We start from the raw sequence: 14545 nt of genomic DNA on the forward strand, positions 1-14545 counted from the left end.
CGGGGGGGGCGGTCCACCGCAGCCGCGAGCGAAACATTATCGGGGGGCGTGCACGCCGACCCGGTTGCCTTCCGAATCGATGAAGATGCCGATGTAGCCGATGTCTTCGCTGACCAGGGTCTTTTGCAAGACCACGCTGCCGCCCGCGGCTTCGACGCGTCCGAGCACGGCGTCGACGTCCGGTGTGGCGTCGAGGTAGATCAGCGTGCCGTCGCTGCCGGGCTTGAGGGCAGCCATCTGTGTGACCGCGCCGGAGGTGGCCGGCATCTCGTAGGGGAAGATGCCGAACCGGGCGGCCCCCATTTCCTCGCGGCGAAGCGTGGTCTGCATGACGGCTTCGTAAAAATGCACGGCGCGCTCGAAATCGGCGGCGGGTATCTCGAACCAGTTGATGACGCGTTTCATCTCCAAATCCTCCTGAGTGTCTTGCGGGTTACCGGCTCGGTTGCCGGCAAAACCAGCCTAAGCCCCCGAAGCTGCCAGCGTTTTGTCAGGAGATGGGGTGATTTTCTGCGTGTGCGCGACACTCCTGACACACTCTTGTCAGGAGGGTGGGCTAAGCTTGGGACATGAGACGTGCCGACCGACTGTTCAAGATCGTCCTGCTGCTCGGCCGCGGGCGGGTGGTGACCGCGCGCCGCATGGCGGAGGAACTGGAGGTTTCGGAGCGCACGATCTACCGCGACGTCGCCGACCTGATCTCGGCAGGCGCGCCCATCGACGGCGAGGCCGGCGTGGGCTACCGCATGCGCGCCGGCTATCAGGTGCCGCCGCTGATGTTCGACGGCGATGAACTGGAGGCGCTGGCCCTGGGGGCGGCCATGGTGCGCGCCTGGGCCGACCCCGAACTCGCGAAGGCGGCGGATCGCGTGCAGGCGAAGATCGACGCGGTGCTGCCGAATCATCTACGCGGGCGCTGGGACCGCGAAACCCTGCTCGCGCCGGACTTTTTCATCGCGCCGGAGACGGTGACCGGGATGGCGGAATTGCGCCGCGCGATCGACCGGCGACTGATGGTGCATCTCGCCTATCGGCGCGACGGCGGCGAATCGACGGAACGGGTCGTGTGGCCCCTGGGGCTGGCGTTCTGGGGGCTGAAGTGGACGCTGGGTGCCTGGTGCGAGCTGCGCGGGGATTTCCGCACCTTCCGTCTCGACCGCATTCAGGGGCTGCACGTGCTGCCCTCGCAGTTTCCCGATCTGTACGGCCGCCGCTTCGAGGATTACGTTGCCCACGCGCGCGAACGGAGTTCGCCGGGGGGTGAGGCATGCAGACGAAGTGGAGGCTAATCTGCTAGCGAATATTCGACGCTGATCGGTACGCTCCGTGTATAGGGCTGTCCCATGATGAAACGGTGTGCGTGTGCGCTAAAAATGCAGTTATTGGATTATCACATGCCGCGCTCAAGCAGAGACCGAGGTTAACGACAAGAGTTTCTCAGTCGTGCAAACCAGGCTGCTGTTGCAACGATGATGCCTGTTTATTTGTAATCCCTATTTACTGGCGTGCAGAAGCAAGGGGTAAATTAATCTGCTCTATACATTGTTATTGAGTGTTTCAGCCAGTTCATCTATCCGCTGTTGGGTTTGCTGAACCAGCGCATTGATTTCAGTGGCGGAATTTGCGGAATGTCCGGCTAATGTGCGTACCTCGTCGGCGACTACGGCGAAACCACGACCGCTTTCGCCAGCGCGTGCGGCTTCGATAGCGGCATTGAGTGCGAGCAGATTGGTTTGCGCCGAGATGCCCTGGATGGTCGAAACTATGCGGCCTATCTGATTGCTGGAGCCTTTGACTGCCTCCATTGCCGCGGTAGTTGCCAATCGCCCGGCGCGGACAGCGGAAATGTCTTCAAGATAGGCAATATATGAAATCCGATCACCCACCTGAATTTTGTTGATCATTAAGGCTGCGTGGACCTGATGTCCTTCCTTGTGTTGAAACTCTATTTCGCGGCGGTGACCAATGATTTTGTTTTCTCCGGTCTTTCGATTGGCGTCGATGTATTGATCGTGAGATAGACGCACATCCTCAGGCACGAGAAGTTTTACGTTCTGGCCCAGAACTTCATTTCGTTGGTAGCCCCACATACGTTCGGCGGCTGCGTTGAAGTAGGTCACGCAATTATGTTCATCGATGCTGACAACGGCATTGAGACTTTCCTCAAGTGTCTGATTGAGTTGCTCTCTCGCTGTACGCTCAGCCGTGATGTCCTTGATGAACGCCGTATACGTGATTGAATTTCCGATTTTGACTTTCGATAGAGAAAGCGCAGCCCATACACGGCTGCCGTCATAACGTTCAATCTCAACCTCGCGGCTGGTGCCTACGATTTTGTCTTGCCCAGTGCGCCGATTCATATTGACATAATCGTCGTGGTGAGCGCGAAATTCGCTGGGCACCAGATACATGACATTTTTTCCAATGATTTCATCCCTACCGTAACCCCACAGCCGTTCCGCAGCGGCGTTGAAGTAGGTCACGCAGTTTTGCTCATCGATGCTGACTACCGCGTCCAGTGCTTGTTCCAAAGTTTGCTGCATGCGTTCTCTGGCATTTCGCTCGGCGGTGATGTCTTTAACAAAGGCGGTATAGGTGATTGAATCACCGAGATTGATTTTCGATAGTGACAGCGCTGCCCATATCTTGCTGCCGTCGCGGCGTTCGATTTCGACCTCACGACTGGTGCCGACGATCGTGTCATGTCCTGTGCGTCGGTTTGCGTTGACGTACTCGTCGTGTCTCGACTGGATTTCTGTTGGAACCAGTATTTTGACGTTCTTGCCTAGCACGTCGTTGCGGTCATATCCCCACAAACGCTCGGCCGCAGCGTTGAAATAGGTCACGCAATTGCGCTCGTCGATGCTAACGACTGCATCCAGTGCTTGTTCCAGTGTCTGCTGAATCCTTTCTCTGGCATTGCGTTCGGTTGTGATGTCTTTCAAAAAGGCGGTATAGGTGATCGATTTGCCAAGGCGCACTTTGGATAGTGAAAGCGCCACCCAAACACGATTCCCATCGGCGCGTTCGATTTCGACTTCTCGGCTGGTGCCTACAATTTTATCTTGTCCGGTGCGCCTGTTAGCGTCTATGTATTCGTCATGATGTATGCGGAATTCAGCAGGCACCAGGATTTTCACATTCTTACCGATCACGTCGTCCCATTTGTAACCCCATAGTCGCTCTGCGGACTGGTTGTAATAGGTCACACAGTTGCGTTCATCAATGCTGATTACTGCATCTTTGGCTTGATCTAAAATCTGACGGTCGGCTGATGCGTTTTTGATATATCCAAAATAACCGAACAATGTCGTGTCCTTCTGTTTTTTATAGTGATGATGCGATGAGTAAGAACCCATTCGTATGTATCTTTGTAAGACTTCCAATGGGTAAAGCCGTGCGAAGACTTGAGGTGACTTTAATCCTTTAATGAGCAATGCAAGTTGTATGCCAAAAAAATGCGTCACTTTGCTATGTGACCATCTGATGATGGTTTGTTGAGAGATGTGGCCGCGCACCGGCTTGGTGATTGATGATCTGTTTTGGTGCGGGCATGCCCGTCGTGGCAAATATTAATGAGATATTACTAAAAGCGTGGTAACTACTCAGCTAATTCTCAGAGATCGCCAGAGCAAAAGCCGGTAGCTTGCGATCGAATACTAGGCGCAACGCCTCCGAAGCCGTGACCCCCTGCTTTCGGCAGGTCGATAGATATCCCCGTATGCGGCAAAACATCGCGGCACCCTCCAGGCTGCGGAAGCAGCCGGAGATCTTCTGCTGCACTTTGGTCATACGGATATCGTTCTCCGCCTGATTGTTCGTGAACGGCACATTGACGTCCACCATGAAACGCAGCACATCGTCTTCATAGGCCATCAGACGCTCCAGCAGATTGCGGGCCTTGCTCCGCTTGATCCGCCCCCGAGGCTTGTTGTCGGGTGGTTTTTCCGGCTCAGGGCATTCCAGTTGCCCCGCCTCGAGCACATCTCGGTAGCGCTGCCGGTAAGCATTGGCCTCGGTCAGCGGCAGGATGCCGCCAGCGTTCTCGACGGCCTGATGAATCTCTCTGAGCAGCTTGCCCATCGCTTCCGCCCATTGTTGTCCGTCCTGCTCGAATGCTCGTTCCAGTTCGCGCAGGTGGTGGGCATTGCACAGGGCATGGGTGCAGTCCCGATAACGGTAATAGGGTTTCCAATGGTCATGACACAGCACACCGCGGAACCGTGGCAGGATCCCGATCGCGTCCATCGCCTCCTGGCCTCGCTTACTGTGGACCTGATAATGCGTCCAATCAGCATTGGACAGACCATGCAGCCAATGGCGTTTGCCATCAATGTTGACCCCGGTCTCGTCGGCATGAGCGGACACGGCTTTGGCCAATGCCGTTTTGCTGATCGCCTCAAAGGCCGCCAGGCGGGTAAATGCCTCGCGATTGAAGTTCACCAGTGAACCATCGCTCAAAGGGATGCCCAACTGATCGGCAAAGTAATCCTGGATCCGCTTGTAGGGCAAGAGCTGATATTGGGACAGATAGACGGCATGGGCCTTGAGGCCGGAACCATACTGCACCTTCTTATCCACCCCTTCCGGGAATGAAGCCACAAAACGTTGGCCTGATTCATTCTCCAGGATCTGCGCCCGATACTCGGTCACGATCCGGCTGATGTCGATATCAAAAACCTGGCGAGTCTCGAAACCCGCCTCGGTATAGCAGCCTTTCGGCAAGCGACGACGATCGATCTTGAGGACCTCGATCTCATCGGGATGCTCGACCGGGCGCAAGGTCTTGCCCACGTGCCCCGGCTGGCCACCGGAAGGTCGGCTTGAGCGCACACGCTGGCTGCGTGGCCGATTGGGATCCGATGCCGGCGGCTGACTGCTGTTGCGGCTATTGAGCCCGAGACGGTTGAGTAACACGACGAACAACATGAGCATCATCTCGATACTGGCGCGGAGTGCCGGAGATAGGTCTTTCTCCTGCTCCAGTTGCGCCCTGACCTGTGCCAGGGTGATCTCGATATCGACGCCGTCGATCCGCACGCAAGACTGCTCCAAAGAAGTAATGAAGCTATTATCTCACGGGTTTTGAAGTGCCAATTTTCTCGTTTGTAAGGCGATCTGGCGGCGTAAAATAATTGACTGACGGTGGGGCAGTGCCTCGCGTGATGTCGCAAGGAAGACTACGCCTCTGTCGCTTTCGGAGACCAATAATCGCACTCGTTACAGCGCCGCCATATTTTCAAAAAAACTACCAAAAACCCTGTCAAGTACTTTTTGTAATTATTTTCACTGAGTAGTTACAAAGCGTGTTGCTTACCGTATTGCTCGGTGTTTAAGCGCCTGAGGACACGTGGGGCGTTGGGCTATGGGAGAAACATGATTCGGATTCGATGGAGGTAATCTCACATCATTGTTCGTACCCACACGTAATGCACACTACGGATGTCGGTGCGGGCTTGAACGATTTTCGATGCTTCGTTACGAAATCGATGATATCCGCCGAGTGGAAAATACGCGCGTGGCGTGACTACATGCGGCTGTTTTACCGCTCCGAACCGGAAGGCGGCAAGACAAATGAATGGGTTTTCCAGTGTGCCGAGAATTTGATCAAAATCGCCAAGAGATTGGCATTCCCTGAGGGGGGATTTGCCGGTTTGCGAGTTAAGCCGATGGACGTATCAGCAGGGAACTGAGCGAAATTTCCTTGCGCGCGGTCGACGACTCGGTTTTGTCCTGGGGGGCGCTTGCTTTGGCTGGGGACGGCTGGGCTGTGTCGCGCGAATCAGCCGATGGCCGCAGCAGTAGCGAGCCCAGCGAAATTTCCTTGAGCGGCGTCGGCGTTTCGGTCGCGTCGTTCGTCTCGCGGATTTCAACCGAGGGTAGCGCTTCTTCCGATACGTTCGTCTGGGATTCGTGCCCGCCGTAGCTCAACAGGGCGCTAAGCATCAGTTCCTCGGCCACGTCCTGCTGTGCGAGTTGCCAGGCAGGAGACGCGGGCGCGGATGTGGGCTCAATATGCGGAGAGGCGGGCGTACTGGGCGTCTTGATCGCCGTGCCGTGCCCCGTGGGGCCGACGATTCGCTCAAGGGAGTGTATGACGCCCGTGAAGATGCGTTCGTATCCGGCCGCATCGTCCGGGACGACGGCGGTATTGACCGCCTGGTCCCGCACGACGATCAGGTATTCGATCTGCGCGGACAGTTCGGCGGGCAGACAAGGGCGTAGGCTGTTCAGCTTGGCATGGAGGTCGGAACCCTTTGCGCCGAGGGTCTGACTCAAGATGCGCTCGAGATCGACACTGTGACGGATGATGACTTCAAACGGGGACATGGGGGCTCTTTGCCGACCTTATTCGTATGGTGACGGATGATCCTGTTTTATCGGACGGCAAGCCACCTGAGGCGGTTTGTGAAAATCGCCAATAGGGGTATCAGAAAACCAACGCGAGGCGGGGGTCGAACAACAAAGCCTCCCGTTTTCTAAACCAGGGTCAATCCTCACAAGTTTCTTACTGGCTTTCAAGCCCCAATGAGTGTTTCAGTGATGATTATTGTGTTTAGTACCCAGCGCCTCTGACAGAGTGCTTTTAATCGAACAGAAACGAAGGTCAAAATGACTGCAGATAACGATCTCGCGCGCGAACCCGAAGATATCGAGCCGACGCATGTCAGCCGCCAGCGACTGGCGCGGGCAATGGCCTATCTGGATGAGTCGACCAGAAATCTTTTCGAATTCCTGAATGCGCCCAGGCATGCCGTCAGCGTCAGCTTCCCGGTTCAGATGGAGGATGGCAGCGTGCGCGTCTTCAACGGGTATCGGGTGATTCACAACCGATCGCTCGGCCCCGGCAAGGGCGGCATTCGCTATCATCCCGATGTGACTCTCGACGAGGTTCGCTTCCTGGCTGCGCTGATGACCTGGAAATGCGCCCTGATCGATATTCCGTTTGGGGGTGCGAAGGGAGGCGTGGCCTGCGACACCAAGCAGTTGACCGAAAACGAGATACGCCATATCACCCGACGCTTCATCACGGAACTGGGTGACGCGATCGGGCCTTACACGGACATCCCGGCGCCGGATCTTTACACCAACGCGCAGACGATGGCGTGGATTTACGACACCTACGATACACTCCATCCGGGGCGGAACAACCTGCCGGTGGTGACTGGAAAACCTCTGGATATCGGAGGCTCGGAAGGGCGCCAGGAGGCGACGGGGCGCGGGTTGTTTTTTGCCGCCCAGCGCTTGATCTCGACCAATCTGTTGCCTGAACTCACGCGCCTGGAAGGCGTGCGAATCAATATCCAGGGATTCGGCAACGTGGGTTCGGTGGCCGCCCGCGCGTTCAGGGAGGCTGGCGCACTGATTACCGGCATCAGCGACACCCAGGGCGGGGTCTACTGCAGCGACGGTATCGATCCGGATGTCGCCTGCGCCTACAAGAACGAACACGGGACCGTGGTCGGTCTGCCCGGAACGCAGAGTCTGACGAATTCCGCATTTCTGGAACACGCGTGCGATATTCTGATCCTGGCCGCGCTGAGCAACGAAATCCGTATCGATAATGCCGGTCGGATCAAGGCCAGGTTCATCATCGAAGCGGCCAACGGCCCGATCACGCCGGCGGCGGACAGGATATTGAACGGCAGGGGCATCCGCGTTTTGCCGGATATCCTGGCCAATGCCGGCGGCGTGCTGGTCAGTTATTTCGAGTGGGTGCAGAACAACGAAAACGAGCGCTGGGAACTGGCGCAGGTCAATGCCAAGCTCAAGGCGAAAATGCAAAACGCTGTCGACGCGGTCGTCAATCGCTGGCAAAACCTTTCCACCCAGGAACTGGAGCCAGCAAGCCAGGGCGATGCCGGGCAATGGGCAGAGTCGACTCCCATCGACTTGCGCACAGCGGCGCTGGTGATTGCGATCGAACGCTTGGCCAGGGTGACCATGGAACGCGGCGTCTGGCCCTGATCGGCGGATATTCCGTGCCGACGAGCAGGAAGAATATTCGCTCAATTTCCCCTGTAATTGAGCGTATTGCCCTGCCAGTGGGGTAGTTGCCATCCGTCATGGCCCACCACCGGGTTCATCAGCTTGCGCCGGGTGATCACCCAGTTGTCCTGCTCCCATTCAACACGCAAACTCCACCCCCAACTGACGGGCGCGTAGGCGGGTACCCATAATGCCGTGCCCGGCAGACACGTCACCGCGCGCTGCATGAAATAACTGGTGTACTGCTCCAACACCGTGACGGTCCGCACTTCAACGCCCTTGGCAGGCCCTATCGGCCAATGTCGCAGCAGCGGCTGGCGAATGTGATAGTCGAAGCAGTAATCCTTTTTGAGGCCAAGGCCCTGGTAGTGGATCATCTGGCGAATGACGGATGTGTCCTCCGGGTCTTCCAGATAGAGCACCGGGTCGCCCGCATCCTCGGTATCCAGCAACGGGTATGGCTTGCCTTCGGCATCGGCGACGAAACGGTGGGAACTGACCAGGCGGATTTCACCCAACTGCGCGGCGTAGGCCCGGGTATGGTAGTTCAGGGTGAATTTCGGTGTGATCGTCAGCAGCTTGCCGTCTAACGCCTGTTCGATGGTCAGATTTTCCAAGCTGCAGTCGAGCAACTGGCATTCGTTCTCGGTCAGCGACAACTCTCCCTGACGGTCCCAGATATAGGCCGGCAAATCTGCCTGTGGCGGAAAAGGCTGCCCGCCATCGAGGCTCATGCTGAAACCTGCAATCAGCGCGTCCGGCCCGAGCTTCGATGTTTCCGTCCATGATCGCCACTGCTCCGGGGCATAGGCGATACCGCGATACAAGCTCTCCTCTTGCGCGTCGGATTCCTGCGCCGACCCGGCACTCTGCGCAGTGCCTGAGTCGTTGGGCACCAGTCGTAACGATGCGGCTGGTGCATAAGGCAGGCGCATTTTCGGCGGACCGGCCATCAGCGACACCCTGTTGCGAGGGGCATCAGACTTCAACCACCGACGGGCGATCGGGCCTCGACTGGCTGCCGACGCCCGCATCGTTCAGCATGGCCAGCAGTTCGTTTCGACCGTCCTCGCCGCGACCTCTAAGCCAGCGCAGTTCCTCGGTCGTCAGCAGGGTCGCCGCCACCAGGCTCACCTTTCCCATATCCGTAACGAGCCCTTCGGCCAGCGATTCGGGAACATGGAGCAGCGCTCCCACCAGCCCGCGACCGTCCTTGATGTGTTCGATATTGAAACGGTACGACAGCACCTCCCCGTCGAGCAGCTTCCGACACAGGCGCGGATAGGCGGCCAGGGTGTGGCTCACCTCGGCGGTCATCGGAAACATCCAGGTATCCGAAATCGCCATCGGATCGTCGGGCGAGAAGGGAGCATCCGGTGATTCGACAAACACCTCCAGGCCAAGCCCCGTATCGGGTCGGTTGCGTTCGACCCAGGGGTCGGACAGGCCATCCGAAACGATGCACGAGCAATCGCCGTGCTCAAGCACCACCCAGGACGCATCCGATGGCCACGCGGGCCCGTCGCTGAGCGGCCCCATCAAAGACGTCAACGCAAACAGCTCGCTGCCGAAAACCCGCTGAACCGCCTCATGCCGGCTGAGGACCGCCATCTCTAGTCGGTCGACGTAGCGTAGATACGAAGGCGCGGTGTGTTGACTGCTCATGGTGCCTGCCCGAAGTGATTGGATGAAAGTCGTCGAGAAGGCATGAGCCGATGACCATGCCTCGTGCTTACAACAAGGAAGCAAAATCATGACCAGAAGGCTGGTGGGGCGTGTGGTAGAAGAAACGGTTTATTTGTCATTCACTTGGAATGAAGGCGCGGGTTTCGGTATGCGTTTGGGAGGGTTGAGAAGACGACAAATGGGGCAAGTCAGACAAAGGATCGGCAGATGGGATGAGAGAGTGGGTTTGATACATTAGTTTAAAGTTTGGCTTAGTTGTTGTGCTCCCCCCGGCCCTTGTGTGCGACGCGCCTTTACAGAAAACTCTTGTGGGTAACGGTTTTATCGTCCATTTTAATATCGTGGCACTCAAGACTACTGAGCAGTCAAAACGCGTAGACGCGCCTTGACCGTGTCTTTTATGACGGAGTGGATTTCCTCGGGGAAATCTTCCGATAATTCGTTTTCGACTTTTTCCAACGCCGTTTTGGCGCTAACAATGATCTCTTCGATAACATCTTGAACAATCTTTTTCGACAAACCCGCCATATCGCCGGATTGCAAAAAATGGCGGTACTGGATTTCTTTGATTTTGTAGTGATTGCGGGTACCTAAAGCCATGGCAAGACGCATCTGCTTGATCTCGATCTGCCGGGATATCAGGCTTGGTTGGGCAGTGAGCACATCGTAAATAGGGGTCAAACGAAAGCTGCCACCCCGACCAAGGAAGATGCTGAAATTTTTGGCGTGGCCGTCCGTGGCACCGATCAGCCAGAATAGGATTTGCGCCTTGAAGACTGTGATTTGGTCCTTCGTTGGATAATCGCTTCCCTCTAGTAGTTTGATTACGTCTGCCAGCCCTGGGCCGCCCTCACTCTGATATTTGCGAGTCGGCGGGACCGACAATGCCTGGCAGAAATCTTCCTGCGGCAGGCGGAGCAAACGACCGTCACTTGTCCACCGGCGGTCGAATCGTTCAATCACGAGCGCTTTTGTCTCTCCAAAGTTCCGCATTTCCGCTCTGTTGACCTGGAGGTCAAATGCCTCAATCAGTTTCAGGCAGTAAAACTCATTCTCAACGCTGTTCGACAGATCAACTCCGTTTGGCAGTCTCCCGATCTGTTTCTTGAGAATATGTGTGGTCGGAGTGGTGCCGTGAGGCTTAAGCCATTGACCCTTGTGCATCAGCAGAGCTGTCTTCTCCTGAGCGCCGGAGACCGAGATGCGGAACGTATCGTCGCGGTCGAGCCCAAGAGGGGCTTGAGCCAGGCCTTTGAGTAGATTTTCGATTGCGCTATCGTCTACCTGTTCCCCAGAAATGGCAGAGACACCATCGACACCACCATCGTTGTCGTTGTCGACGATGAATTGTAGGGCGCCGACGCAGTCACGACCGATTGCTGCCAGCATGCTGTAAGCATCTGTGCCAGCAGCGCCAACCTTCTCAGCGATGCGTCGGCGCAACGCATCCGCATCCGGTAGCAAATTGTCGAACACGGCGATTACCGGCTTCCCCCGATAGGCATCCTCGCGTAGAGGCAAAGACAGCGATACCGGAAGCGCTTTTTCCCAGTCGAGCCAGCTTTGGTCGTAGTTAAATCTAATCGCGCCGTCAGGTGTTTTGCTGAGATGGCCGACAAGGTGGTTGTTCAGAAGTACGCGTAGCGGCGCATGAGTAGACCGACGCGCCATCAGAAAATATCCTCGATATCGGCGGCGTCACTCTTAGTGCGTGCGCCAATCCTGAATTCCAAGTCGAGTGCAGCGAGCACGGCAAGGATTGTCTCCAGTTTGGTTGCCGGGTTACCAGTTTCGATCAGTGAGATCGTCTCCTGGCGCAGGCCAGCAAGTTGGCCGAGCCGAGTCTGCGCTAGGCCGCGCTTTTTACGCGTACGTCGGATTAAGTTGCCAATCTGTCTTGGTGTGCGGGCAAGGTCATTCATGGTCGTGTATGAGTAGTCAGCAGTTGAGTGGCTCTAGCGCCATGGCGAGTTCAAGCTTTTCACACTGCGCCATTATGCGCTAAATCCGATAATTTGGCAATATCGGATTTAGCGCATACGCGAACTTTATGCGCCAAGCAAGATAATTCGTATATATGGTAATTGGCGCATAGCGAGACAGAGCAAACAGCCTCGTTCGCCCCCCATCTGCTCGCTACGGGTACGGACATACGAACTAGTCAGCGATTGCTGGGACACCGCAGTCTGCAAACCACGATGATCTACACGCATGTGCTGGAAACGACGCGTCTGGTCCAGTCCTCTGGATAATTCTGGACTAAGTCGCCTGGTGGCTCGGTGGCGGTAGTGTATTCACCAAGCTACCACTACCAAGCTCATTTCAGAACTGCGTTGGACTGGCATGCAGAACAAAGCGGTCTTTCATGTGTCGGGTTCAGCAAATACCTGAGCGGCTGCTTCTGGGCGTTGTCCGACCGTCTTGCGACTCTTCCGGTTGGTGGCACAAATGTAATCGGGTAGCGAGTGACTTATAGCGCGCACTAGCTGTAGTCATACAGTTAAATCATGATGCCCGTTGATTCCGGCTGCTTTGACACGTAATCAAAGTCACATTCCCTGGAGCTAACTCCCGGGGCGATGCAATACCGAAATCCCAATCCCGCTACTTCGTCAGCGCCATAAATAATTCAGGGAGTTTTTCCGGCAGACGCTGAATGTTGTCGATGACGGTGTAGCGGTGGGCGAAGATGTCGGTGACGTATTCGTCGGCGCGGGGGTCGAGGCTGATGCAGTAGGTGAAGATGCCCTCGCGGTCCAGTTCCTTGACCGCCTGACGGGCGTCTTCGATGAGCAGGCGGTTGTCCTGTACGTCGACGTCGGCGGGTTCGCCGTCGGTGAGTATCAGGAGCAGCTTCTTGTCGGCCTGGCGCGCGCCGAGGTAGTGGGCGGCGTGGCGCATCGCGGCGCCCATGCGTGTGGAGTAGCCGGCGCGCAGTGCGGCGAGGCGGGCCTTGACGGTGTCGTCCCAGTGCTCGCCGAAGCCCTTGATGTGCTGGTAGCGCACGTCGTGGCGGGTGTTGGAATGGAAGCCGGCGATGGCCAGCGGATCGCCTAGGCGTTCGATGGCCCAGGCGAGCAGCGAGACGGCTTCCTGCGAGAGTTCGAGGATGGTCTGCTCGCCGCCGGCGACCTTTTCATTGAGCGATTCCGAGAGGTCGAGCAGCAGGGTGACGGCGATGTCGCGGCCCGCGGTGCGGTGGCTCATGTTGATGCGCGGATCGGGTACGGCGCCGGCGCGGAAGTCGATCAGCGAGCGGATGGCGATGTCTAGATCCAGTTCGCTGCCCTCTTCCTGGTAGCGGATGCGTACCTTGTCCTGCGGTTTGAGCAGGTCCAGCACCCGCTTCAGGCGCCGGGCGAGCAGGGCGTGCTTTTGCAGCAGGCGCTCGATGACGCCGGCGTCGCCGGACGGGTGCAGCGCCTCGTACACGCAGGCCCAGTCCGGGCGGTAGGTGCGGCTGACGTAGTCCCATTCGGGATAGTGCCGCGGCGGCAGACCGCGGATTTCCTCGACTTCGGCCTGCTTGCGTTCTTCGCTGAAGGTTTCCTCCTCGTCGCCCTCTTCGATGAAGCGCCACAGATGGCGGTTGTCGTCGCGGTATTCGATCACGGTGTCGTCGAAATGCACCTTGGCGAATTGGTCGCTCTGGCGCCGGGTCTTGGTGACGTAGGCGAGAGCCAGCGAGGCGATTTCGGCGGTCGAGGATTCGCCCTCGGCGAGCGCCGCGTGGAAGCGTGCGGCGAAGTCGTTGAGGTCGGCGTCGAGATAGCCGTGATCGGGGTCGAGCAGCGCGCGCGACAGCATCGCGAGGCGATGGCGCAGGCAGGAAGTGGTTTCCGGGTCGCAGGCGCCCTCGACGGGCCGCGGGTGCAGCGCGAGGAACAGGCGCCGCAGGCCGGGATACTCGCGGATCAGCAGCGTCTCGATGCGGCAGTCCTCGAAGAACTCCACCGCCATGCGCTGGAACGGGCTCCAGTTGTCGGCGATCTGCGGCGACGACCAGCGCCGATGACCGACCATATGGGCGAGCATGGCGCGGTAGCGGTCGATCCCCCGGATGCCGCCGGTGTCGTGCTGCACGTCGGGCAGGCGGATGCCGAGGTGGTCGTAGTAGGGCACCGGCTTGCGCAGTTCGTCGAAGGCGGTGGAATAGGGGATCAGCAGATCGCTGTCGTGCCACAGGCCGCGCAGGTAAAGGTCCAGGCGCCGTTCGACGTCGGCCAGCAGGGTGCCGTCGCGTTCGCGCTGCAGCACGGCGCGCGCATCGGCGGACTGCAGCGCGAAATAGTCCTGCTGTCGGTCCGGGTGCGTGGCGTAGTTGCGGATGCCGTAATCGACCCAGCGCGCGAGTCCGGCCGGGCTGAGTTGGGCGAGCAGGGCGGGCGCCTGGGCGAGTAGGTCCGGCAGGCCGGGACTGGAATAGGTGGTGTGGTGGCCGTGGATGGAGCCGGTGGTGCGCTCCATGAGGTCCAGCACGATGTCGAGGTGGTGTTGCAGCGCCTCGATGGACTGCAACCGTCGCGCGACTGCCGCCAGCGTCTGCAGAAAGGGGGCGATGGCCTGGCCGTTGGGCGATTTCTGCATCCGCCCGACCAGTGCCATCACTGCCGGCAGCGCCGCCTCGCCGACGTGCTGCGCGGTTTCGGGCCAGGCTTCGAGAAAGGCCAGCAGAGGTTCGACGCCGCGGCCCAGCTTGCCGATGCTGCGCCCGGCCTCCAGATAGGCGTCGACGCCGGCTGGCGTGAGCGTCGTGAGAGCCTGCTGCAGACAGCCCTCGAATACCTCGTCGACCTGGGGAAAGCGCGTGTCGAGGCGCGCGCGGTAGGCCTCCGTCGGCGACTGCTGTTGTGCGCTGTCGCGGTCCACG

12 protein-coding genes are annotated in these 14545 nt (G+C 58.1%); 3 read left to right on the forward strand and 9 right to left on the reverse strand.

The window, feature by feature from the left end:
* Positions 1-36: 36 nt before the first annotated feature.
* Positions 37-405 (reverse strand): VOC family protein, encoded by a 369-nt coding sequence (locus BJI67_RS02395; RefSeq protein WP_070071665.1) that lies wholly within the window; start codon positions 403-405, stop codon positions 37-39.
* Between the two features lie 164 nt (positions 406-569).
* Between BJI67_RS02395 and BJI67_RS02400 the strand changes: the two genes are divergently transcribed.
* A complete protein-coding gene (locus BJI67_RS02400) occupies positions 570-1289 on the forward strand; it encodes a helix-turn-helix transcriptional regulator (RefSeq protein ID WP_070071666.1) in 720 nt (239 codons plus the stop codon).
* A gap of 246 nt (positions 1290-1535) precedes the next feature.
* Here BJI67_RS02400 and BJI67_RS02405 read toward each other — a convergent pair whose 3' ends face one another.
* The 3 genes from BJI67_RS02405 to BJI67_RS02415 form a co-directional block, all read right to left on the reverse strand.
* Entirely contained in the window at positions 1536-3359 is a 1824-nt protein-coding gene (locus tag BJI67_RS02405) for a PAS domain S-box protein (RefSeq protein WP_070071667.1), read from the reverse strand.
* Between the two features lie 250 nt (positions 3360-3609).
* Positions 3610-5040: an IS66 family transposase gene (tnpC, locus tag BJI67_RS02410; protein ID WP_070071668.1), complete on the reverse strand. Its 1431-nt coding sequence runs from the start codon at positions 5038-5040 to the stop codon at positions 3610-3612.
* 621 nt (positions 5041-5661) lie between these two features.
* Complete coding sequence (locus tag BJI67_RS02415; protein ID WP_070071669.1) at positions 5662-6330, reverse strand: hypothetical protein; 669 nt, start codon at positions 6328-6330, stop codon at positions 5662-5664.
* A gap of 282 nt (positions 6331-6612) precedes the next feature.
* Here BJI67_RS02415 and BJI67_RS02420 point away from each other — a divergent pair, with 282 nt between their 5' ends.
* On the forward strand, positions 6613-7968 hold the full coding sequence (locus BJI67_RS02420; RefSeq protein ID WP_070071670.1) for a Glu/Leu/Phe/Val family dehydrogenase: 1356 nt from the start codon (positions 6613-6615) through the stop codon (positions 7966-7968).
* A 41-nt stretch (positions 7969-8009) separates the two neighbouring features.
* On the opposite strand, the gene BJI67_RS02425 is transcribed toward BJI67_RS02420, so the two are convergent.
* The 4 genes from BJI67_RS02425 to BJI67_RS02440 form a co-directional block, all read right to left on the reverse strand.
* On the reverse strand, positions 8010-8942 hold the full coding sequence (locus tag BJI67_RS02425; protein ID WP_156782001.1) for a hypothetical protein: 933 nt from the start codon (positions 8940-8942) through the stop codon (positions 8010-8012).
* 25 nt (positions 8943-8967) lie between these two features.
* Positions 8968-9654 (reverse strand): hypothetical protein, encoded by a 687-nt coding sequence (locus BJI67_RS02430; protein ID WP_070071672.1) that lies wholly within the window; start codon positions 9652-9654, stop codon positions 8968-8970.
* 375 nt (positions 9655-10029) lie between these two features.
* Positions 10030-11346, reverse strand: coding sequence for a type II toxin-antitoxin system HipA family toxin (locus BJI67_RS02435; RefSeq protein ID WP_070071673.1), 1317 nt, complete (start codon positions 11344-11346; stop codon positions 10030-10032).
* Positions 11346-11597 carry a helix-turn-helix domain-containing protein gene (locus BJI67_RS02440; RefSeq protein WP_070071674.1) on the reverse strand — a complete coding sequence of 84 codons (252 nt, stop codon included), beginning with the start codon at positions 11595-11597 and terminating at the stop codon, positions 11346-11348. Before BJI67_RS02440 ends, BJI67_RS02435 begins: the two co-directional genes overlap by 1 nt.
* A 162-nt stretch (positions 11598-11759) precedes the next feature.
* Between BJI67_RS02440 and BJI67_RS16600 the strand changes: the two genes are divergently transcribed.
* Positions 11760-11927 carry a tyrosine-type recombinase/integrase gene (locus BJI67_RS16600; RefSeq protein ID WP_083250568.1) on the forward strand — a complete coding sequence of 56 codons (168 nt, stop codon included), beginning with the start codon at positions 11760-11762 and terminating at the stop codon, positions 11925-11927.
* A gap of 352 nt (positions 11928-12279) precedes the next feature.
* Here the strand turns inward: BJI67_RS16600 and BJI67_RS02445 are convergent, their stop codons facing one another.
* Entirely contained in the window at positions 12280-14544 is a 2265-nt protein-coding gene (locus tag BJI67_RS02445) for a nitric oxide reductase activation protein NorD (protein ID WP_070071675.1), read from the reverse strand.
* Position 14545 lies beyond the last annotated feature (1 nt).

The sequence above is a fragment of the Acidihalobacter aeolianus genome, assembly GCF_001753165.1.
Taxonomy (GTDB): Bacteria; Pseudomonadota; Gammaproteobacteria; order DSM-5130; family Acidihalobacteraceae; genus Acidihalobacter; species Acidihalobacter aeolianus.